18 protein-coding genes are annotated in these 24722 nt (G+C 25.7%); 17 read left to right on the top strand and 1 reads right to left on the bottom strand.

Going from position 1 to position 24722, the window contains the following annotated elements; translation table 11 throughout:
• Window positions 1-662: 662 nt before the first annotated feature.
• The 8 genes from NBW53_RS08505 to NBW53_RS08470 all read left to right on the top strand — a co-directional run bounded on the left by NBW53_RS08505 (window position 663) and on the right by NBW53_RS08470 (window position 14027).
• The gene (locus NBW53_RS08505) at window positions 663-2381 is read left to right on the top strand and encodes a sensor histidine kinase (protein ID WP_250277847.1); all 1719 of its coding nucleotides are present in this window, start codon (window positions 663-665) and stop codon (window positions 2379-2381) included.
• A 3-nt stretch (window positions 2382-2384) separates the two neighbouring features.
• The gene (locus tag NBW53_RS08500) at window positions 2385-3863 is read left to right on the top strand and encodes a response regulator transcription factor (protein ID WP_250277846.1); all 1479 of its coding nucleotides are present in this window, start codon (window positions 2385-2387) and stop codon (window positions 3861-3863) included.
• A gap of 229 nt (window positions 3864-4092) precedes the next feature.
• Entirely contained in the window at window positions 4093-5055 is a 963-nt protein-coding gene (locus tag NBW53_RS08495) for an ABC transporter permease (RefSeq protein ID WP_250277845.1), read from the top strand.
• A gap of 17 nt (window positions 5056-5072) precedes the next feature.
• Complete coding sequence (locus NBW53_RS08490; protein WP_250277844.1) at window positions 5073-6026, top strand: carbohydrate ABC transporter permease; 954 nt, start codon at window positions 5073-5075, stop codon at window positions 6024-6026.
• Window positions 6027-6048: 22 nt separating this feature from the next.
• A complete protein-coding gene (locus NBW53_RS08485; RefSeq protein ID WP_250277843.1) occupies window positions 6049-9177 on the top strand; it encodes an alpha-mannosidase in 3129 nt (1042 codons plus the stop codon).
• A gap of 73 nt (window positions 9178-9250) precedes the next feature.
• A complete protein-coding gene (locus NBW53_RS08480; RefSeq protein WP_250277842.1) occupies window positions 9251-10705 on the top strand; it encodes an ABC transporter substrate-binding protein in 1455 nt (484 codons plus the stop codon).
• A gap of 82 nt (window positions 10706-10787) precedes the next feature.
• On the top strand, window positions 10788-13028 hold the full coding sequence (locus NBW53_RS08475) for a glycoside hydrolase family 31 protein (RefSeq protein WP_250277841.1): 2241 nt from the start codon (window positions 10788-10790) through the stop codon (window positions 13026-13028).
• Between the two features lie 3 nt (window positions 13029-13031).
• Window positions 13032-14027 (top strand): glycoside hydrolase family 130 protein, encoded by a 996-nt coding sequence (locus NBW53_RS08470; protein ID WP_250277840.1) that lies wholly within the window; start codon window positions 13032-13034, stop codon window positions 14025-14027.
• Between the two features lie 279 nt (window positions 14028-14306).
• Here the strand turns inward: NBW53_RS08470 and dpsA are convergent, their stop codons facing one another.
• Window positions 14307-15161 carry a dipicolinate synthase subunit DpsA gene (gene dpsA / locus NBW53_RS08465; RefSeq protein ID WP_250277839.1) on the bottom strand — a complete coding sequence of 285 codons (855 nt, stop codon included), beginning with the start codon at window positions 15159-15161 and terminating at the stop codon, window positions 14307-14309.
• Window positions 15162-15323: 162 nt separating this feature from the next.
• Between dpsA and nrdR the strand changes: the two genes are divergently transcribed.
• The 9 genes from nrdR (at window position 15324) to NBW53_RS08420 (ending at window position 24708) form a co-directional block, all read left to right on the top strand.
• Window positions 15324-15776: a transcriptional regulator NrdR gene (gene nrdR, locus NBW53_RS08460; RefSeq protein ID WP_250277838.1), complete on the top strand. Its 453-nt coding sequence runs from the start codon at window positions 15324-15326 to the stop codon at window positions 15774-15776.
• Window positions 15777-15920: 144 nt separating this feature from the next.
• The gene (locus NBW53_RS08455) at window positions 15921-16163 is read left to right on the top strand and encodes a hypothetical protein (protein WP_250277837.1); all 243 of its coding nucleotides are present in this window, start codon (window positions 15921-15923) and stop codon (window positions 16161-16163) included.
• 129 nt (window positions 16164-16292) lie between these two features.
• Window positions 16293-17366, top strand: coding sequence for a tyrosine-type recombinase/integrase (locus NBW53_RS08450; protein WP_250277836.1), 1074 nt, complete (start codon window positions 16293-16295; stop codon window positions 17364-17366).
• Entirely contained in the window at window positions 17363-17959 is a 597-nt protein-coding gene (locus NBW53_RS08445; RefSeq protein ID WP_250277835.1) for a 4'-phosphopantetheinyl transferase family protein, read from the top strand. The genes NBW53_RS08450 and NBW53_RS08445 overlap by 4 nt, the downstream gene beginning before the upstream one ends.
• A 78-nt stretch (window positions 17960-18037) precedes the next feature.
• Complete coding sequence (locus NBW53_RS08440) at window positions 18038-19417, top strand: aminopeptidase (RefSeq protein WP_250277834.1); 1380 nt, start codon at window positions 18038-18040, stop codon at window positions 19415-19417.
• A 211-nt stretch (window positions 19418-19628) separates the two neighbouring features.
• Window positions 19629-20216 (top strand): hypothetical protein, encoded by a 588-nt coding sequence (locus tag NBW53_RS08435; protein ID WP_250277833.1) that lies wholly within the window; start codon window positions 19629-19631, stop codon window positions 20214-20216.
• 247 nt (window positions 20217-20463) lie between these two features.
• Complete coding sequence (gene licT, locus NBW53_RS08430) at window positions 20464-21309, top strand: BglG family transcription antiterminator LicT (RefSeq protein ID WP_250277832.1); 846 nt, start codon at window positions 20464-20466, stop codon at window positions 21307-21309.
• Between the two features lie 91 nt (window positions 21310-21400).
• A complete protein-coding gene (locus NBW53_RS08425) occupies window positions 21401-23263 on the top strand; it encodes a beta-glucoside-specific PTS transporter subunit IIABC (RefSeq protein WP_250277831.1) in 1863 nt (620 codons plus the stop codon).
• A gap of 14 nt (window positions 23264-23277) precedes the next feature.
• Window positions 23278-24708 carry a glycoside hydrolase family 1 protein gene (locus NBW53_RS08420; protein ID WP_250277830.1) on the top strand — a complete coding sequence of 477 codons (1431 nt, stop codon included), beginning with the start codon at window positions 23278-23280 and terminating at the stop codon, window positions 24706-24708.
• The last annotated feature ends 14 nt before the right edge of the window (window positions 24709-24722 follow it).

Below are 24722 nucleotides of genomic sequence, written 5' to 3'. Positions count from 1 at the left end.
AAAGTTATCATTAATAAAATTTTCCTATCATATAATATTAATACACCAAAGATTAACTATATGAGAGGAGAATTTTATGAAAAACTTTTTTTATTTGACTTTATCTGTTATAGGTTGTTATCAGTTAGGTTATCTTATAGGTAAAATAATATTTTAAAATCTAAATTAGGTTGTAGACAAAGTCTACAACCTTTCAAAAAAATAACAAGATTATTTTTTTGAGGTACTGTATGAAAAAAGCAAGTTTTTATCCTGTAAGGGGCTAAAGCCAGCCCCCTAAAAACCTAACTTTGCGTATACGTAGGCAAAGCTACGTATACGATTAAAGATGAGAATGAAGAGTTCTCATGCTTTCAGCTTTTTTGTGTTAGTTCTATTTTGTCTACAACCTAAGACTATCAGTATAGATAGCCTAAAAGTGTATAAAATTATAAATATATAAAAATATCCATATTGAAAAGTTATTTAATATGGGTATTTTTATATATTTATATTAATTGTATATATAATTAAATAATAAAAATTGATAAATATAGTAATATATAAAAAAATATTTTAAAAATTTCTAAACTATATAGTAAATTTTACTATGTAATTTGACAAAAATAGTAAATAAAGTGTATAATATAGTTATTTTATAGATTTTATGAAGGGGCTTAATTATGAAAAAAAGAACAATTTTTTATAAAAAATTGATGATAAGCTATAATGTAATTATATTTAGCTTTATTCTTATTATAAATATAGTACTATTTAAAAATATACAAAAAAAAGACAATATATATAATCAGCAAATAAATAGACGAATGGTAAATAATGTAGTAAAAACTTTTAAAGATGCTGAAGCCCTTATAAGTGGATTTATGTTTGAACTATATAGTGATAATAAAATAATTGAAGATACAATATTTTTTTTAAATAATGATTTAAATACATATACAAAAAATAAATTAGATAAATTTTGTAAAAGTAATGATAGTTATTATAAGGGCATAGAATATGCAATTAAAAATTGTTTTTCTAGAAGTAATTTAATAGAAAGTATAGAGTTAGTATCTTATAATAATAATATATCTTATTTATTTGATAGGCAAATAAAGATAAAAGAGAGATATTTTTCTAATATTTCAGATGAAAAATTTTTACAAAGTGTAGAAGAAGAAGAGCAAGAGATATTATATATAAGAGATATAAATAATCCTTTAAATTTAAAAAAAGAAGGTATTATTATATTTAAATTAGATAAATTAGAAATAGATAAAATTATAGAAAGTTATGATAAATCATTTAGAATTTTAATTTTACAGAAAAATGGATTGATTTTATATGATTCTAAAAGTAATTATTTAAAAGAACAATCAAATTTTTTAGATGTAACAAAAATTTTAAATGCAAATAAAAATAATATAATAACAGAAAATATATCAAATGATTTAATTGTTTTAGGAACGTTTGAAAATATAAATTGGATTTTAAAATATAGACAGTTAATTTTTTATATTATTATAGTAAATTTATTATTTTTAGTAGCTTCTCAAATATTTATATTTAATCGTTTAAAAAATTTAAACAATAGATTAAGTATTATTTTAGATACAATGAAAAGTATAAATATAGATGATAAGCTAAAAAGAATACCACTTAATGTTCAAAAAGAAAAAGATGAGATATCTATTATATGTGAAAATTTTAATAAAATGTGTGATAATCTAGAAGAATACATAGATAAATATTATATAGCACAAATAAATGAAAAAAAGGCCGAAATGAAAACATTACAAAGTAGTATAAATCCACATTTTTTATATAATACTTTAGAGTCTATAAGAATGAAAGCAATAATAAATAATGATAAAGAAGTAGCTAAAATGATATATATATTAGCACATATTTTTAGAAGTCAGCTAAAAGAAAAGGATATAATAACTATAAAAAGTGAGCTAGAATATTGTAATAAATTTTTGGAGCTTTATAAGTTTAGATATGAAAATAAAATAATATATAATGTAAAATGTGAAGAAGAATTATTAAATAAAGAAATAATAAAATTTATTTTACAACCATTAATAGAGAACTATTTTGTTCACGGAATAAGGCTAGAAAAAGATGATAACAAAATATCTATAAAAATAAGTCATACAAAAGAATTTATAAATATAACAATAGAAGATAACGGAAAAGGTATATCAAAGGATAAGCTAGAAATATTAAAACAAAAAATAGAAAACAAGGAAAATGACCAACAAATGGTAGGAATTTTAAATGTAAACCAAAGAATAAAAATAAAATATGGTGATAAATACGGTCTATATTTAGAAAGTGAAGAAGAAAAAGGAACAAAAATAACTATAAAATTACCGTATGTTAACGAAAGGGGCTAAAATATGTATAAAACGATTATAGTAGATGATGAAAATCTTATAAGAGAAGGGCTTAAAAATATTATCGATTGGGAAAGCTTAAATATAACTATTTTAGATACGGCTCAAAATGGAAAAGAAGCTTTAGAAATTTTTAAGAAAAATCCAGTAGATATTATAATAACAGACATTAATATGCCTCTTGTAAATGGAATAGACTTATTAAAACAAATAAAGTATATAGATAAAAATGTAAAGTTTATTATACTTAGTGGATATGAAGATTTTACTTATGCAAAAGAGGCCATATCTATTGGTGTTGAAGCATATATATTAAAGCCTATAGATGAAGAAGAACTGTTAAAAGTATTAAAAGATATAGTAACTAAATTAGATGAATATAAAAATATTAAAAATATAAATATTAAAAAAGATATTATTTTAAAAAATATATTAAATAAAAAATCAACTAAAAAAGATTTAATAGATAGTAAAGAAAAAATAAATATAAAATTAGATGATAGCTTATATGTAGTAAGTACGTTATTAATAAAACAAGGTATTAATAGCATAAACTTTAAATATATAGAAAAAACAGAAGTTTTATATGACGATTATGGTAATTTAATACTTATAAATAGCTTTGATAAAAATACAGATTTAAATGAAATAAAAAAATTTTATGAAGACATATTAGAAGATATAAGAAATAAATATAATTATGATATTTTAATATCTGTTGGAAGAATAGTAGATGATATTAATATGTTAAATAAAAGTTTTAAAATTAGTAATTTAGTTAGAAAAAATATTTTAATATCTGGATTTAACAAATGCTTAACAGAAGAAGATTTATTACATAGTAGAGATATTCAGTTTGAAAATGAAATAAATGAGATAAGTAGACTAATAATAAATAATGATATAGAAGCAGTTAATAAGTATATAGATGATTTATTAGATAATCAAGGGTTAACACCAAAAAATATTTATAATTTTGCTACAAAAATTTTAATATTATATGATAATTTAAAAACAAGATTTAAAATAGATAACGAGGATAATTTAGGAGATAGTATAATAAATGTATTAAATTTAACTAAACTAGAAGAAATAAAAAAATATATAAAAGAAAAATTAGTTTATTTAATTGAATATATAGCAGATGAAAATATAAAATTAAGCCCTATTGTAAGGCGAATTGTAAAATGTGTAAATGAAAATTATAATAAAGATTTAAGTCTTAAAACTTTAGCATTAGAATATAATGTAAATACATCTTATTTAGGTCAGGTGTTTACAAAAGAAATAGGGATACAATTTTCAGATTATCTTAATAAAGTAAGAAACTCTGTTGCTAAAGATTTAATATTAAATACGAACAAGAAGATTAGCGATATATCAAAAGAGGTTGGATATTTAGATACAAGTTATTTTTATAGAAAATTTAAAAAATATTATGGAGTTACACCAGCCACTTTAAGAGAACTACAAAATTATTAACAGTAAAATTGCACAAAAAAAATTATTAAAATGAATATGCATAATATACAAAAGACAAAGTGGTATATTGTGCATATTTTTTTATTATTATTTTTATATAAAAATATATTATAATAACATAAAATTTGTACAATGAAACTAAAAAAAGTCAACTATTAATTAGCATTTAACTATGGTATTGTTTATATAAATAGATATTGAGTAAAAAAATTAATGAGGAGGGTATAAAATGGAAAATAGAAAAGGCAAAAAGCCAAAAGATAAAAATAAATCTTTTTTTAAAACGTTAAATAAAAATAAAGAATTATTATTTTTAACTTTACCAGGGACAATATGGTTTTTAATATTTGCATATTTACCAATGTTTGGTGTTTTAATAGCATTTAAAAACTGGAGTGTTCACGGAGGCTTTTTAGAAAGCTTAATAAAAAGTGAGTGGGTATGGTTTGATAATTTTAAGTTTTTATTCTCATCAAGTGATGCGTGGCTTATAACACGTAATACTATTTTATATAATTTAGTATTTATAGTATTAGGGATAGTTTTACCAGTAACTTTAGCAATATTATTAAAAGAGTTACATAACAAAAAATTGTCTAAATATTTCCAAACTTCTATGTTTTTACCTTATTTTTTATCCTGGGTAGTAGTTAGCTATTGTCTATATGCATTTTTAAGCCCAGACAAAGGATATATAAACAGTATAAGACAAAGTCTTGGTATGGATAGTGTATCGTGGTATACTGAGTCTAAATATTGGCCTTTTATAATAATTTTTATGAGCCAATGGAAAGGGATAGGATACGGTACGGTAGTTTATTTAGCGTCTATATGTGGTATAGACAAAAGCTATTATGAGGCAGCTCTTGTAGATGGAGCTAGCAAATGGCAACAAATAAAAAGTATAACATTACCATTATTAAAACCAGTCCTTATTATAATGTTTATTAACGCAGTAGGTGGTATGTTTAGGTCAGATTTTGGTTTATTCTACCAATTACCAAAAGATTCGGGAGCTTTATATCCTGTTACAAATGTTATAGACACATATGTATATAGAGGATTAATGAATTTAGGTAACATAGGTATGAGTTCTGCAGCTGGTTTATATCAATCTCTTGTAGGTTTAGTTTTAATACTTATAACAAATGGTATTGTTAGAAAAGTAGACAGTGAAAATGCATTCTTTTAAGATGGGAGGGAAACTTTATGTTATCAAATAAAATACAAAAAAAAAGTAAGAAAGCAAAAGAAGTTGAGTCTGAAAGCAAATTTAACCAAGTGAGTAAGCCAGTAAATTTTTTGCTAAATATATTGTTTTTCTTGTTGGCAGCAGCTTGTATTTTACCATTTTTATTTGTTGTTATAATTTCTTTAACTAGCGAAGAGTCATTAAGATTAAACGGATATAGGTTTATACCAGATGAATTAAGCTTTGAAGCTTATAAACATATTTTATCGTCTGGTAGTGATATATTAAGAGCTTATGGTGTAAGTATTATTGTAACAATAAGTGGTACTTTGTTAGGACTTTTAATAATGTCTACTTATGCTTATGCTTTATCTAGAAAAAGTTTTTCATATAAAGGTTTTTTTACAAAACTTATTTTTATACCAATGTTATTTTCAGGTGGTATGGTATCATCTTATTTAGTTATGGTAAACTTTTTAAATTTAAAAGATAGTATATTAGCTTTAATATTACCTCTTTGTGTAAGCTCATTTAACATAATAATACTTAGAACATTTTTTAAAACATCTGTGCCAGAGGCAGTTATAGAATCGGCTAGGATAGATGGTGCAAGTGAATTAAAGTTATTTGTAAAAATAGTTTTACCTATTGCTATACCTGGCATTGCAACAATAGGATTATTTTTAACATTAGCATATTGGAACGATTGGTTTAACGCTATGCTATATATAGAAAACCCAAATTTAATACCACTTCAATATATGCTTATAAAAATAGAAACTTCTATGGAATTTTTAGTAAAAAATGCATCTAGTATAGGTACAAGTGCAATAGAGGCTTCTAAAAATATGCCAACAGAAACTTTAAAAATGGCAATAGTTGTTATAACTACATTACCTATTATGTTTGCTTATCCATTTTTCCAAAAATATTTTGTAAATGGGCTAACAATAGGTGCTGTTAAAGAATAAGAAAGAGAAAAGGAGAAAAAATATGTATTATTTATTAGAAAGAATTAACAAAACTTGCGAAAATATAGCTAAAAATGTATATAGTCAAGAAATACCTTTAGAAAATTATAAATATATTGATGGTAATTATCATAACATTGATAATATAAAAAAGGTTGATGAAAATGAATTTAGAGAGTTTAAAACAGGAGATTTATGGGGCGGTAGAGATAAACATGGTTGGTTTAAATGTAGCGTAGAAGTGCCTAAAGAGTTTGAAGGAAAAACTATTGCTTTAAATTTTCATACATTTACTGAAGGTTGGGACGCAACTAACCCACAATTTATATTGTATGTAAATGGAGAACATATACAAGGGTTAGATATTAACCATAAAGAAGTAATATTATCTCATAATGCAGTTGCAGGAACTAAATATGAAATAGATTTACACGCATATGCGGGTATGTTGGCAGATAAATTAGCTACATTACACGGTAAACTTGTAGTTATAGATATGGATTCTAGAGAATTATATTTTAATTTAAAAGTACCAGCAGATGTATGTAAAGAGCTAGACGCAAACGATAAAAGAAGAATAGATATGATTACAGTTTTAACAGAGGCTTGTAACATAGTAGACCTTAGACAACCAAAAAGTGAACTATATAATGAAAGTGTTAAAAAAGCAAATAAATTTTTAAATGAAAAATTTTATGGAGAGCTTTGTGGTCATGAAGATTGTATTGCTACTTGTGTAGGTCATACTCATATAGACGTTGCTTGGCTTTGGACTGTTGCTCAAACAAGAGAAAAAGTGGCAAGAAGCTTTTCAACTGTTTTAAAACTTATGGAAGAATATCCAGAATATATATTTATGTCTTCACAACCACAATTATATAAATTTTTAAAAGAAGATTATCCAAAAGTATATGAAAAAGTTAAAGAAAAAGTTAAACAAGGTGTTTGGGAACCAGAAGGAGCTATGTGGCTTGAGGCAGACTGTAACGTTACATCTGGTGAATCTTTAGTAAGACAAATTTTACATGGTAAAAGATTTTTTAAAGAAGAATTTAATGTAGATAACCAAATTTTATGGTTACCAGATGTTTTTGGTTATTCGGCAGCATTACCTCAAATACTTAAAAAGTCGGGTATAAATTATTTTATGACTACAAAAATATCTTGGAACCAGTTTAATAAAATACCTAACGATACATTTATGTGGAAAGGTATTGACGGAACAGAGATATTTACACATTTTATAACAGCTACAAATCCAGGAGAACCTAAAACATCATTTAATACAACTTATAATGGCCACATACAAGCAGATGCCGTTATGGGAGCGTGGAGAAGATACCAAAACAAAAATATTAATGATGATGTATTAATCTCTTTTGGTTGGGGAGATGGTGGCGGTGGTGCTACTTTAGAAATGCTTGAAAATGCAAGAAGATTTGCAAAAGGTATACCTGGTGCTCCAAAAGTAAAAATGGGTACATCTTTAGACTATTTTAAAAGATTAGAAAATAAAGTAAAAGATAATGATAAGCTAAAAAAATGGAATGGAGAACTTTATCTTGAATATCATAGAGGTACTTACACATCTATGGCTAGAAATAAAAGAGATAACAGAAAATGTGAAAATCTTTATACTTCGCTAGAAAAATTAAGTGCTTTAAATATGATTTTTGGAGAAGAATATCCACAACAAGAGATAAATAAATCATGGGAAACTATATTATTAAATCAATTCCACGATATTATACCAGGGTCTTCTATTAAAGAAGTGTATGATGTTACAGAGGTAGAATATAAAGAGCTTTTAGAAAAAGGTAATAATATCTTAGAAGATAATATTAGAAAAATTTCTTCTAAAATAAACTTAGAGGATAAGAGTGTTGTTGTAAATAATACATTAAGCTTTGAAAGAAGTGATATTGCCACATTTGATATTCCAGAAGGATTTAAAAATGTAACAGTATTAGATGAAAATAACAATAAAATTAATTGTCAAATGACAAGAGATAATAAAGTTATATTCTTTGCTAAAAATATACCAGCTAATGGATATAAAACATTTAAGCTTGTAGATGAAGAAAGTGAAAAAATTGTATTAGATTGCAGCAAATCAAACATAGAAAATGACTTTTTCAAAATTGTTTTAGACGAAAAAGCAAATATTAAATCATTTGTGCATAAAAAGTCTAACAGAGAGTTATTAAAACAAGGTAGAGTAGGTAATGAGCTACAAGCTTTTGAAGATAAACCTATGTGCTTTGACAACTGGGATATTGACATTTATTATAAAGAAAAAATGTGGCTTGTAGATGATTTACAAAGTGCAGAAATAATAGAAAATGGTCCAGTTAGAGCAACTTTAAAAATAGAAAGAAAGTTTTTAACATCTACAATAACTCAATATATGCATATTTATAAAGATATTGAAAGAGTAGATTTTGAAAATGTTGTTGATTGGAAAGAAAAAGATGTATTATTAAAAGTATGTTTTCCAATAGATATTAACACAAATGAAGCTACTTATGAAATACAATATGGTAATATAAAAAGACCTACACATAATAATACAACTTGGGATATAGCTAGATTTGAAGTTTGTGGACATAAATGGGCAGATTTATCTGAAGAGGGATTTGGTGTATCTATGTTAAATGACTCTAAATATGGCCACGATATTGTAGAAGGAGATATGAGACTTACTCTTATTAAATCTACTTGCGACCCTAACCCAGATGCAGATAAAGAGATACATTACTATACTTATTCTATTTATCCTCACATAGGTGATTGGAGAGAAGCAAACACAACTATGCAAGCGTATAATTTAAATAACCCATTAGTTACAGTTGTAGAAGATGCACATAATGGTAGCTTAGGAAAAGAATTTAGCTTTATAAACATAGATAAAGAAAACGTAATGATAGAAGTTATTAAAAAAGCAGAAGATACACAAGATTTAATAGTTAGAGTTTATGAGTATCATAATAAAAGAACTAATGCTACATTAAATCTATTTAAAGATATAGAAAAAGTTTTTGAAACTGACCTTATGGAAAATAATATTAAAGAATTTGATTTTAACGAAAAGCAATTTACATTTGAAATTAAACCTTATGAAATTAAAACATTTAAAATTAAATTAAAATAGTTTTAATATAAAAAGTACAAAATGGTAATATAACTTACCATTTTGTACAAAAATAAGAAAAGGAGTGTTTAATATGTTGTATAAAAAAATGAAAAAACTTGTGGCTTTAGCTTTAACAGTAGCTATTGGGGCAACTACATTAACAGGTTGTGGTGGTAGTAAACAAAGTTCGGCTAATGCTTCTAATGGAGATGTTGTAACTTTAAAATACTATACAATAGGTGCAGAGCCTAAAGATAAACAAGTAGTATTAGAAGAGGCTAATAAATATCTAGCAGAAAAAATTGGTGTAAACCTTGATATGACATATATTGATTTTGGTGATTACACTCAAAAACTTGGTATAATAATTAATTCAGGCGAACAATTTGACTTAGCTTTTACTTGTTCTTGGGCAGGAGATTATCTTGGTAATGCTAGAAAGGGTGCATTTTTAGATTTAACACCTTATTTAGAAACAACAGGAAAAGATATGTATGAAGCTATAGATGAAAGATTTTGGGAGGGTGCTTCAATAGATGGTAAAATATATGCAGTTCCTAACCAAAAAGAAATTTCTACTCTTCCTATGTGGGTTTTTACTAAAGAATATGTAGATAAATATAATATTCCTTACCAAGACCTTCATACTCTTGAAGATTTAGAACCTTGGTTAAAAGTTATTAAAGAAAATGAACCAGATGTAGTACCTTTATATATTACAAAAGGATTTTCACCACCACAATATTTTGATTTTATTGTAAGTCCAGTTGGTGTAGAGATTGGTGATGAAACCTTAACTGTTAAAAATATCTTTGACACTGAAAAAATGGAAAGCACTTTAAAAACTTTAAGAAAATATTATCAAGCAGGCTATATAAACGGTGATTCAGCTACAGCTAAAGATGATAAATCTATAAAAAGACTTGTAACAAAAGGTGATGGTCAACCTTATGCAGAAGTTTTATGGAGCAAAGATTTAGGGTATGAAGTAGTATCTAGTCCTATTATGGACGGTATAGTAACAAATGATTCTACAACAGGGTCTATGATAGCTATTTCTAACAATTCTAAAAATAAAGAAAAAGCAGTAGAATTTTTAAACCTTTTAAATACAGACTCATATATTAGAAACTTATTAAACTATGGTATAGAAGGAGTTCACTATACAAGAGTATCAGACAAAGTTATTAAATTAGACCCAGAAAAATCTAAAGCATACTCTATCCCATATTTTGCAGGTGGAAACTTATTTATAACAGATACTTTAGATAACGAACCAGCAAACAAATGGGAACAATTTAAAGTATTTAATGATAATTCACAATCTTCACCATTATTAGGGTTTAAATTTGATACTACACCAGTAACAAATGAACTTGCGGCTATAAATAATGTTATGGAAGAGTTTAAAGCTACCATTTATAGCGGGTCCGTAGATATTGATGAATATTTAGCTAAGCTAAAAGATAAATTAAAAGCACAAAAAATAGATAAAGTTATTGAGGAAGCTCAAAGACAATTAGATGAATGGAAAAATGCTCAATAATTAAGTTTATAATAATACCACCATTTTAATTTTGGTGGTATTATTTGTAAAATTAACATTTTTATATTAAGGAGATTTTAATATGGAACAATTAAAATATCGTGAAATATTAAATCAACAGTTTAAATCATATACTGGCAAGCCTATTAAATTTAAAAAATATGATATATACGAAAATAACGTATATATAGATTTTACTAACTGTATGATTACATTATCTTTTTATGAAGAAGGTATAGTGAAAATATTTATATCGGATAAATATGAACAAGCTAAACCAACAGGGGCAGTTTGTTATAATAAAATTTATAAGGATATAAGTTTAGATATAGAAGAAAATAATATTATAATAAAATGTGAAGAAGGCTATGTTTATTTAGATAAATATACAACAGAAATAACATTTTTAGATTTAAATAAAAATATTATTTGTAAAGATTTTCAACCAAGCTTTATAGATGAAAATGGACATATATTTGTAACCAAACAAAATGATGCACTTGCTTATTATGGGTTTGGAGAAAAAGGCGGAGAGCTTAATAAAAAAGGGTGTTATATAGAAAATTATAATACAGATGATCCAGAAACAGATGATAATTCTATAATGTATTATAAAACTATACCTTTTTATGTAGCATTAAAGCAAAATAGTACATATGGTATATTTTTTGATAATAGCTTTAGAAGTTATTTTGATATGGGAAAAAGCTATAAAGATAGAATTTTCTTTGGAGCTAATGGTGGTCAGATACAATATTATTTTATATTTGGAAAAAACATAAAATATGTAATTAGAAGATATACTTTATTAACAGGTAGAATGGATATGCCACCTTTATGGAGCTTAGGATATCAACAATGTAGATTTAGTTATTTTTCTAAACAAGAGGTAGAAGAATTAATAAATACTTTTGAAAGAAAAGATATACCAATAGATGTAGTTTATTTAGACATAGATTATATGGATGGGTTTAGAGTAATGACCTTTAAATCTCCAGAATTTGATGGAATAGGGGATACTATATCTAGCTTTAAGGAAAAAGGGATAAAAACAATAACAATATTAGACCCAGGGGTTAAGGTAGATGAAAATTATGGTGTATATAAAAGAGGGTTAGAAGGCGGACATTTTACTAAAACATTAGATGGTAAAGTTTTTGTTGGGGCAGTTTGGCCTAATGATAGTGCTTTTCCAGATTTTTCTAATGAACAATGTAGAAAATGGTGGAAAGATGAATTAAAACAATTTATTAATAAATACAGCATAGATGGAATATGGAATGATATGAACGAGCCTTGTGTGTTTAACAATGATTATAAAACTATGTTAGAAAGTTGCTTGCATAACAGTGATTATGGAGTTATTGAGCATAAAGAATTTCACAATAGATACGGGTTTGAAATGAGCCGAGCATCTTGTGAGGCACAAAAAGAGCTAGCGCCTAATAAAAGAGGATTTTCTATGACAAGAGCCACATATGCAGGGGGACAAAGATATTCTTCTGTATGGACAGGAGATAATATGAGCCTTTGGCAACAGCTTAGAATGTCTATTACAATGAATTGTAACCTTGGGGTTAGTGGATTTTCTTTTGTAGGTAATGATGTATCTGGCTTTGGGTTAGATAGCACAGAAGAGCTATTTATAAGGTGGAACCAGCTAGGAACATTTTTACCGATATTTAGAAATCATTCTAATATGTATACAAGAAGACAAGAGCCGTGGGCTTTTGGCAAAAGAGCAGAAGATATAGCTAAAAAATTTATAAAACTTAGATATGAGCTTATGCCTTATTTATATAATTTATATTATCAATCACATAAGCTAGGGCTTCCTATATTTAGACCTATGGTTATGGAATTTGAAAAAGATATAAATGTTTTAGATTTAAAAGAACAATTTATGTTTGGAAACTTTATGCTAATTGCTCCAGTTGTATATGAAGGGGAAAAAAGAAAACTTGTGTATTTACCAAAAGGTAATTGGTATAACTATTTTACAAATAAAAAGTTTGAAGGTGGAAAATTTTATAATTTACAATGTGAGTTAGAAGAAATTTTAGTATTTGTAAAAGAAGGAGCAATAATACCAATTTATGAAAAAGAATATAAAAATACTAAATATAGACCTAATGAAGTAACATTTAAGGTGTATGGAGATAACGCTAAAACATTATATTATTATGATGATGGCGAAACTAATGATTATTTAGAAGATAAATATAATTTATGTGAAATAAAATTTGAAAATAATGAACATAATATTAATTATATACATAAATCTATTTCAGAAGAAAAATTTAAATTTAAAAAGGAGATTTAAAAAATGACAAAAATAATTGGAAAATCATTACCAAATATACCATGGCAAGAAAAACCAGAAGGATATACAATGCCCGTATGGAGATATAGCCAAAATCCTATAATAGGAAGAAGAGCAATACCTTCTTCTAATAGTGTATTTAATAGTGCCGTAGTACCATTTAAAGATGGATTTGCAGGTGTTTTTAGATGTGATAGTAAATCTATTAGTATGGATATATTTGCAGGGTTTAGTAAAGATGGTATAAATTGGGAAATAAATCATCAGCCTATTAAATTTGAAGGTGAAGACGAAGAAATCTTAAAAAGGGAATATAGATATGACCCACGTGTATGTTATATAGACGAAGACAGTAAATATTATATCACGTGGTGTAACGGTTATCACGGGCCAACAATTGGCTTAGCTTATACAACAGATTTTAAAACATTTCATCAATTAGAAAATGCCTTTTTACCATATAATAGAAATGGAGTATTATTTCCACGTAAAATAAATGGCAACTATGCAATGGTTAGTAGACCAAGTGATACAGGACATACACCTTTTGGGGACATATTCTTTAGCCAAAGTCCAGATTTAACATATTGGGGTAAACATAGATTTGTTATGGGTACAGTTCCAGGAGATACAAGTGCGTGGCAAATAACAAAAATAGGCCCAGGCCCAACACCTATAGAAACAGATGAAGGTTGGTTACTTATCTATCACGGGGTTATAAACACTTGTAATGGATTTGTTTATCGTATGGGTTGTGTTTTATTATATATAGATGAACCGTGGAAAGTGAAAATGCGTTCTAAAGATTATATTTTAGGACCAGAAGAATTGTATGAATGCGTAGGAGATGTACCAAACGTTACTTTCCCTTGTGCAACCTTGACAGATGCGGATACAGGTAGAATATGTATATATTATGGTTGTGCCGATTCTGTTACAGGTATTGCGTTTACAACAGTTGATGAACTTATTAATCATATGAAAAATAATCCTTTATAAAATAATTAGGATATATAAAACTATTTAAATTGAAGGTTGTAGACTTTGTCTACAACCTTCAGACTGTAGACAGAATATTTTATTATTAATTTTTTTATTTTTATGCTTTGCATAAAAATTCTAATCACAATACTGGGCTTTGCCTTGTATTGTGTAAAAAGCTAGATTTATAGGGGCTTTAGCCCTTGTGCGAATAAATCAGCTTTTTTTCATACAGTATCTCAAAAAATAATAAGATTATTTTTTTGAGAGGTTATAGACTTTGTCTACAACCTTTAACTATATATCATTTTTTATATATTCAATTATTTTATCTTTTAATATTTTACCAGCAGTATATGGTGCAACTCTAGCAGGTAAACCAGGACAATATATAGCCTTTAAATTTAAAGTTCTTGCAAACGTATAGTCTACTCCACCAGGAGCTTGTGCTAAATCTATTATTACAGTATCTTTATTAATTTTTGATAATATATTTTTATCTAATATCTCATAAGGTATAGTATTAAAAATAAAGTCATATTTATCTATTTTACCAGTTATATCATATAAATTAATAGGATTTAAACCATATGCATTTATATACGCTAAATCTTGAGGTTTTCTATATGTTACATCTATATTAGCCCCTATACCTTTTAGCATATTAGCTAAAATTTTTCCACATCTTCCATAGCCTAAAACTAAACATTTACTATCAAATATTGTTTTAAAGCTTTCTTGCATAGCTGTTTGTATTGCTCCTTCAGCAGTTGGAATAGCATTTAATATAGCGATAGAATCATCTTCAAAAAAATCAAATACTTTTATATTATTATTTTCTAAAAAATTAATTCTATCTTTACCAATAACTCCGCCAAAGAATATTTTAATATTATTATTAATAACTTTTTCAAGCAATACATCAATATTTAAAATTTCATTATCAACATTAAATACTGTGTTATTATCTTTTGTAAAAGGGATAGGAACTATTAAAATATCTATTTTTTTTAAAAATTCATCTAAACTTTTTATATTATTTTCACTTTCAATGTGCTTGTTATTATATACATATACTAAAAGATTTTCATCAATTAACATTTCATATAAAAATTTATATCTAAAATCTCCACCCAATATACCAAGTACCATTTTAACATCTCCTTTCTTATCTATATTATGCATAATTGTTAAAAAGCTTTACAATTAAGATGATATATTTTATCAATATTTGTAAGTAAAAACTATTGTTTTTATAAAATATATGATATAATATTAATATACAAAATATGGATTTTAAGGAGAAATTATAAAATGAAATGTCCTTTTTGCTATAATGAAGATACTAAAGTTATAGATACTAGGAGTATGGAAGATAATACTATTATTAAACGAAGAAGACTTTGTGAAAAATGTAATGAAAGATTTAATACATATGAAAAATTAGATATGATACCAATATCTGTTGTTAAAAGAGATATGACAAGAGAAAGGTTTGAATCGGATAAACTTTTAAAAGGTGTTTTGTTAGCGTGTAATAAAAGACCTATATCTACTAATGACATAGAACAAATAGTTAAAGAAATAGAAAATAAAATATACACTAGCAATAAAAAAGAAATAAACAGTAAAGACATAGGCGAAATGGTTATGGAAAAGTTAAAAACTTTAGACCCAATAGCATATGTAAGGTTTGCATCTGTATACAAAGAGTTTAAAGATATAGATTCTTTTATGGAAGAAGTGGGAAAGGTGTTTAAAAGATAAAAATATATTAAAATAAATATTTTTATAAAGTTATGTTATATTTAATTTGTAAGGCTAAATATATCATATTTTACCTGTATACATACCCATACTATATAGTGTATAATATATATGTAACTTAAAATTAGGGGGTGGTTATAGGTTATGCGACAAACTAAAAAAGTGCTTACAGAAAAAGAAGAAATATATGAAGTATACTGCAATATGTGTGGCAAAGCGATACAAAAAGATAAGTTTGGCAAATTTTGCGAATATTTATCCGTAGATAAACAATGGGGATATTTATCTAGCCTAGATGGGCAAAAGCATAGCTTCGATTTGTGTGATAGTTGTTATAAAGACATAGTTAGTAAATTTAAAATAAAAGTATTAGATGATGAATATTAAAAAAATAGGTAATAATAGTAAAAATTATACTAATAGCATTTTAATAAATTTTAGTTGATTTTTACTATTATTATGTATATTTTTAATGGTAAATATTTCATACAAAATAAAATTAGAAAAGGTGTTATTATGAAATATAGTGAAGAATTAGAAGTACAACTTATAGATAGATTAAAAATTATTTTAAAAGAATTACCAGATATTTGCTCAGATTTTTTTATATCTATTGCACAAACTACATCTATAAAAACTAGATTAGGATATGCATATGATTTAAGGATTTTTTTTGATTTTTTATGTGAAAATGTAAAATATTTTAGAGCTAAAAACATTTTAGACATAGAAGCTAAAGATTTAGAACAAGTTAGTTATAAAGATATAGACAGATTTTTAGATTATATATCATATCATCAACGAGAAAACATAACAAAATTAGGTAAAACAATATCTATTAGCCGTATAAACAATGAAAAAGCTAAAGCAAGAAAGCTGTCTGCTATTAGGCGTATGTTTTATTATTTTTATAAAGTAGGGGAAATAAGCTCAAACCCAGCAGAGCTTGTAGATATACCAAAAATACATCAAAAAAATATTATATATTTAGATAAAGAAGAAATAGAAACATTATTAAATGCAGTAGAAAATGGTACAAAACTTACAAAAAGCCAACAAAAATATCATAACTATACTAAAAAAAGAGACTTTGCAATAATTTGCCTTTTATTAGGTACAGGTATGCGTGTTTCAGAGTGTGTTGGAATAAATATTGATGATGTAGATTTTTATACAAAGGGTATAAAAGTTTTAAGAAAAGGTGGAAATGAAAGTATTTTATATTTTGGAGAAGAAGTGTACGAAGCTCTTAGTGATTATTTAGATGAAAGAGAGGGAGTAGAGGCAATAGAAGGACACGAAGAGGCTTTATTTTTATCTATGCAAAGAAAAAGAATAAATATTAGAACAGTTCAAAACTTAGTTAAAAAATATTCTAAAATAGCAACACCTTTAAAAAATATATCTCCTCATAAGCTTAGAAGTACATATGGAACGGCACTTTATGAAAAAACAGAAGATATATATCTTGTAGCAGATGCTCTAGGTCATGCAGACATAAATACAACTAAAAAACACTATGCTAAAATGCATGAAAAAAGAAGAAAGCAAGCAGCACTTGTAACAAAGCTTAGAGATGATAAAGAATGAAATATATTAATACTTGTATAGTAAAAAAGTTTGATATAGGTGAATTTAATATACCGCTTCCTAATTTTTATACTACTTATAAAGAAGAAACAAAAATATCATATTTATTGTTAAACTATATGTACTATAAAATATATAATAAATTTTTAGATGTGAAAAAAATATATAGAGATGAAAATGGTAAGCCTAAGTTTTTAAATGAAGACATATATTTTAATATTAGTCATTCTAAAAACTATGTGGCTTGTTCTTTAGCTCCAGTTAATATAGGTATAGATATAGAAGAAGATAGAAGTATAAAAAATAAAATATTAAACAAAATTATTAATATAGATGATAAAGATATGAAACCAATACAAATTTGGAATATAAAAGAAGCGTATAGTAAATATTTAGGTATAGGCTTAAAATTAAAGTTTTGTAAAATATCAATAGATGAAATTAAAAAAAATGTTAATTTAAGTAGTTCTAAATACAATATAGAAAATAGTATATTATATTTTAGTTTATGTTATAATAAAGATGAAAACTTATCTAATAGTTTAACATTTTTAAATAAAGATAAATTAATTGATTTTTATAAATTGACATAATATAACTTTGTTGATAAAATTATAAAAATAAAATTTTGTTTTTATAATATTTTGATTTATAGAAAGGGTGTGTTATTTATGGAAAGAGAAAATCTTTGGAAAGTTTATGATGAAAAACAACTAGATGAACTTGAAAAAATTAACTCTAAGTATAAAGAAATGTTAGACATAGGAAAAACAGAACGAGAATGTGTTGAGCTTACTATAAATCTAGCTAAAAAATCAGGATATAAAAATTTAAAAGATATTATAAAAGATAATATTAAATTAAAAACTGGTGATAAAGTATACTGTGTGTGTATGGATAAGGCTATTATTTTATATCAAATAGGAGAAGAACCTATAGAAAACGGTATGAATATATTAGGAGCACATATAGATTCACCTCGTATAGATGTTAAACAAAACCCTATTTATGAAGATAGTGAACTTGTATATTTAGATACACATTATTATGGTGGTATAAAAAAATATCAATGGGTAGCAATGCCTCTTGCTATACACGGTGTTGTTGTAAAAAAAGATGGAACAAAAGTTAATATAAATATTGGAGAAAAAGATGAAGACCCTGTTTTTGTAATAACAGATTTATTAGCCCATTTATCTAGAGAGCAAATGGACAAAAAGGCAAGAACTGTTGTGGAAGGGGAAAACCTAGACCTTTTGATAGCAAATAAGCCTTTAAAAGGTGAAGAAAAAGACGCTGTAAAGGCAAATGTTTTAAAGCTTTTAAAAGATAGTTATAATATAGAAGAAGAAGACTTTTTATCAGCAGAGTTAGAGATTGTTCCAGCAGGTAAAGCCAGAGATTGTGGAATAGATAAAAGTATGATTATGGCTTATGGACAAGATGACAGAGTATGTGCTTTTACATCTTTAATGGCTATGCTTGAAGATAAACCAGTTAAAAGAACATCTTGTTGTATATTAGTTGATAAAGAGGAGATAGGTAGCGTTGGAGCTACTGGTATGCACGGAAAATTTTTTGAAAATAGCTTAGCAGAGGTTATGGACAGAATGGGAGAATATTCTGAATTAAAACTTAGACGTACTTTAGAAAATTCTAAAATGTTATCTTCAGATGTTAGTGCGGCTTATGACCCATTATATGCTAGTGCTTATGAAAAGAAAAATTCGGCATATTTTGCTAAAGGTCTTGTATTTAATAAATTTACAGGCTCTGGTGGAAAAGGTGGGTCTAATGATGCTAATCCAGAATATATAGCACATTTAAGAAATATTATGGATAAAAATAATGTTAATTTTCAAACAGCAGAGCTTGGTAAAGTAGACCTTGGAGGCGGCGGAACAATAGCCTATATACTTGCAAACTATGGTATGCAGGTTATAGATAGTGGCATAGCAGTATTATGTATGCACGCTCCTTGGGAGGTAACGAGTAAAGCAGACATATATGAAGCTGTAAGAGGATATAGAGTATTTTTAGATGAAGTTTAAAATTATTTTATAAGGCAAACGAAAAAGAGTATATTTTAACCTAAAATATGATAAATAAATTTGTCATAAAAATTAATTGGGTTTAAAATATACTTTTTTTATAGAAAAATAGATTATAAAATAATTTAAATTTATTTTTAATACTTAAATATTAATATTTAAATAAAAGATAACATATAATATACAATCTTTATAATGGTGGTTATTAAATATGAGAAAAAAAGCATATTATAGAAGAAGTACAAAATATAAAAAAGATTATAAAAAATTAAAGTATATGTTATTTTGCATAGTTATAATAGTAATGTTAGTATTATTTTTTACTAAGTTTAATAATAGACATAAACTAAATGTATCATTAAATAATTTAGCTTCTTTTAAAATATCATCAGAAAATATAATACAATTACAAGAAGTAGCTAAAAAATATAATTTAGATTTTGCAGAGATGATTACATATTATGGGATAGAAAATAATTTTTTTGATAATAAAGATTTAAACATATCGAGTATTGAGCAAGATTTTATTATTAATTATGATAGTATAAAAAATAAATATAAAAAGAAAAGCATAGACCCATACTATAATTTAATAAAAAACATATTACAAGATATAAAAAGTTTTCCTATACCTTTAGAGCATAGCAAAAATTATATATATGGAGATAGTTATGGAGCAGAGCGAACATACGGTGGAAAAAGGAAACATACAGGTACAGATATTATGGATAGGGAAAATATGGTAGGTAGAATACCTATAATAAGTATGACAGATGGAATTATAGAAAACATAGGTTGATAAGCAGATATAATAAGACGTAAATAAGTAAATAAATCAATATAAAATTGTACAATATGTATAAATAATATTATTATTTTTATATAATTTTATTATAGACATTGTATATTTTTTATGTTAATATAATAATACAAATAAGGAGATATTACAAAGGTTTGTTACTGGATATAATATCGTCAGGCAAGACCTATGATACTAATTTTATTTTAGTGCCATAGGTCTTTTTTGTTATTTTAGGAGGATTTTGATGAGAATAACTAAAATATTAAACAATAATCTAGTTTTAGCAAAAGATAATAAAAATGAAGATATTATTGTAAAAGGTAAAGGGATAGGGTTTCATTTTAAAAAAGGAGAAGAAATAAATCCCTTACAAATAGAAAAAATATTTTATCCAGAAAATACACAAAATAGCGTAGAAATTCAAAAATACTTATTATCTATACCCTATGATATTTTAGATTTTGTACATAAATATATTGATAATGTAAAGAATAAGTTTAATTTAAAATTAAATAATAGCATTTATATATCTTTAAGCGACCATATTTTTGGAACTATAAATAGATTTAAAAAAGGTATAAATTTAAAAAATGTTTTGCTTATGGATATTAAACAGTTTTATACTAAAGAATATGAAATAAGTATAGATATGTTAGAAAAAATAAATGAAATATTTAATGTAAATTTACAAGAAGATGAAGCCGGATTTATAGCACTACATTTTGTAAATGCTCAAGAAGGAAATGAAAAAAATGATAATTATAAAATATTAAATATAATAAATGACATTCAAGAGATAGTAAAAAAATATTATAAAGAAATTATTTTTGATGAAAATAGTTTTTATTATCAAAGATTTTTAACACATTTAAAATATTTTGCACAACGATATTTACATAAAGAGCTTAAATATGATAATGATAAAAAATTATTTGATATTATTTGTAAACAATATAAAGAGGCCTATGGTTGTGTAAAAATGATTTATATTATGATGCAAGAAAATTATGGATATGAACTTAGTGAAGAAGAAATGATGTATTTAACAATACATATACAAACAAATGTAGAAAAATCTACAAAAATATAAATACAATTACAATGGTTTGTTACTGAGATATATTATATTATCAGGCAAGACCTTTATATAATATTTTATTATTTAAAGGAGGTAATTTGTTATGAAAAAAGACTATAAGCAAATAGCAGAAAATTTAATTAGTTTGATGGGAGGTAAAAATAATATTTTAAAAGTATTTCATTGTATGACAAGGCTTAGATTTTATGTAAAAGATAAAAGTCTAATAAAAGAAGATGAAATAAAGAAAATAAAAGAAGTTTCTGGTATAAATTGGCATAAAGACCAATTTCAAGTTATAGTAGGTAACGAAGTAAATGCTGTTTATGAGGCACTTATAGAAAAAGGTTTACCTAGTGATGATAATAGTAGTATAGATTTTTCACAAGATAAAAATGTTTTTTCAAAAATAATAGAAGCTATTACAGGTTGTATGACACCTATGATACCTGCACTTACAGCAGCTGGTATGATAAAGGTTGTATTAACACTTCTTACAACTTTTAACCTTGTAAAGACAGATAGTAGTACATATCAAGTTATATCATTTGTTGGTGATGTTGCATTTTATTTTATGCCATTTTTAATAGCAGCTAATGCGGCAAAAGTATTTAGAGTAAATCAGTCGCTTGCACTTATTGTTGCTGGTATATTTTTACACCCAAATTTTACACAGATGATAGCTTCTGATGCACCAATTACATTATTTTCTATACCTATAAGTAAAACAATTTATGCTTATTCTGTAATACCAATTATTATGATGGTTTGGATTATGTCGTATATAGTTAAGTTTGTAGATAAAATAACACCTAAAATGGTTAAATTAATATTACATCCTACTTTAGTAATATTAATTAGTGCACCAATAGCATTAATTATTATAGGGCCTTTAGGAGGAATTATTGGTAATGGATTAGCTATACTTATAAACTTTTTATCTGCAAAACTTGGATTTGTAATAGTAGGTATTTTATCGGCAGTATTTCCATTTGTTGTTATGACTGGTATGCATCACGCACTTACACCAGTTGGATTAAATGCTATTGCAACAGGTGGGTCTGATAGTTTAATATTTGTATCTCAAGTATGTTCAAATATTGCTCAAAGTGGGGCTTCTTTTGCAGTTGGGTTTAAATCAAAAAATCAAGATATGAAACAATTAGCAACAGCTTCTGCTATATCGGCTATTATGGGTATTACAGAACCAGCATTATATGGTGTTACATTAAAACTAAAACGTCCAGTTGTGGCAGCTTCTATTGCAGCAGGTGTTGGAGGTATTGTTGGAGGTATTTTACAAGTATCTTTATATATATCACAAAATTCAATTTTAGCCATACCAGTATTTATTGGTGATAAAGGTATGACAAATCTTTTATATGGATTAATTATGATATTAATATCATTTGTAGGAGCTTTTATACTTACTTTAGTTTTTGGATTTAAAGATGAAGAGAAAAAAAGTGATGATATAATAGAAAATAAAGAGACAACAAAATTAGTTGAAAAAATAGAAATTTTAGCTCCTATATCTGGTATTGTAAAAGATTTAAAAGAAGTACCAGATAAAACATTTTCAGAAAAAGTTTTGGGAGATGGAATAGCTATTATACCTACAGATAATAAAATATATGCACCAAATGACGGAACAGTTGTATCTATTATGGATACAAAACACGGAATAATATTTAAAACAAAACAGGGTGTAGATTTATTAATTCATATTGGGTTAGATACAGTAAATTTAAAAGGTAAATATTTTAAAACTTATGTAGAAAATAATATGAAAGTAAAGGCTGGAGATTTACTTGTAGAATTTGATTTTGATAAAATAAAAAGTAAAGGTTATAATTTGATAACACCTATAATTGTATCAAATATAAATGATTATATAAAAGCAGTGCTTATGGTAGATTTAAATGAAAATATAGAAAATAAAGATATATTATTGACTATTGTTTAATTGGAGGTATTATTATGAATAATAAAAAAATGCCATTAAATTTTTTATGGGGTGGAGCAACTGCTGCAAACCAATATGAAGGTGGATTTGATAAAGACGGAAAAGGGCTTTCTGTTGCAGATGTTTTAACAGGTGGAAGTGTAGATAAAGAACGTAGAATTACTATACCCAAGCCTTTAGATAACGAATTTTATCCAAACCATCAAGCAACAGATTTTTATAATCATTATAAAGAAGATATAGCACTATTTGCTGAAATGGGATTTAAGGTTTATAGGTTTTCTATTTCTTGGTCCAGAATATTTCCTAATGGAGATGAAGAAAATCCAAATGAGAAAGGGTTAAAATTTTATGATAAAGTTATAGATGAGCTAATAAAATATAATATAGAACCTCTTGTTACAATATCTCACTATGAAAATCCTTTACATTTATCTTTACAATATGGAGGTTGGAAAAATCGTAAATTAATAGATTTTTATTTAAACTTTGCTAAAGTTTTATTTAAAAGATATAAAGGTAAAGTTAAATATTGGTTAACTTTTAATGAAATAAATATGTTAACACAACCTTTTGGAGCTGTTTTTTGTGCAGGTATGTTAGATGAAAAAGATAATAATGAAGAAACTAGATTTCAAGCTATGCATCATCAATTAGTAGCTAGTGCTTTAGCAGTAAAAATGGGGCATAGTATAGATAGTGAAAATAAAATTGGTTGTATGTTAGCTTATCATAATGCATATCCATATACTTGCCACCCAAAAGATGTATATTTTTCACAAAAATATTGTCAAATTCATAATTTTATAGCTGGAGATGTTCATATAAGAGGGGCTTATCCAGGGTTTGCATATAATTATTTTAAAGAAAATAATTTAAATATTAAAATACTTCATGAAGATATAAATATATTAAAAGAAGGTACAGTAGATTTTATTAGTATTAGCTATTATTCTAGTAATTGTGTTGGTTTAACTACAAAAAATGCAGAAAAAACAAATGGTAATGGAGAGCAAAACATAAAAAATCCATGCTTAGAGGCTTCTCAGTGGGGTTGGCAAATAGATGCTTTAGGATTAAGATATGTATTAAATCAAATTTATGATAGATATCAAATACCTATTATGATTGTAGAAAATGGACTGGGAGCTATAGATGAAATATCTAAAGATGGGAAAATACATGATGATTATAGAATATCTTATATGAAAGAGCATATAGAACAAATGAAAGAAGCAATTGCTGACGGGGTTGACCTTATAGGTTATACTTGTTGGGGTTGTACAGACCTTGTTAGTGCATCTACTGGTGAGCTTAAAAAAAGATATGGACTAATATTTGTAAATAAATTTGATGACGGCAGTGGAGATATGTCTAGAAAAAGAAAAGATTCATTTTATTGGTATAAAAAAGTAATTGAAAGTAATGGAGAAGATTTAAATTAATATAATTTATAAAA

It is taken from the genome of [Clostridium] colinum, from assembly GCF_940677205.1.
GTDB lineage: Bacteria > Bacillota > Clostridia > Lachnospirales > CAG-274 > Tyzzerella > Tyzzerella colina.
Note: the sequence above shows the minus strand (reverse complement) of the source record. Positions and strands in the feature narration are given on the sequence as shown.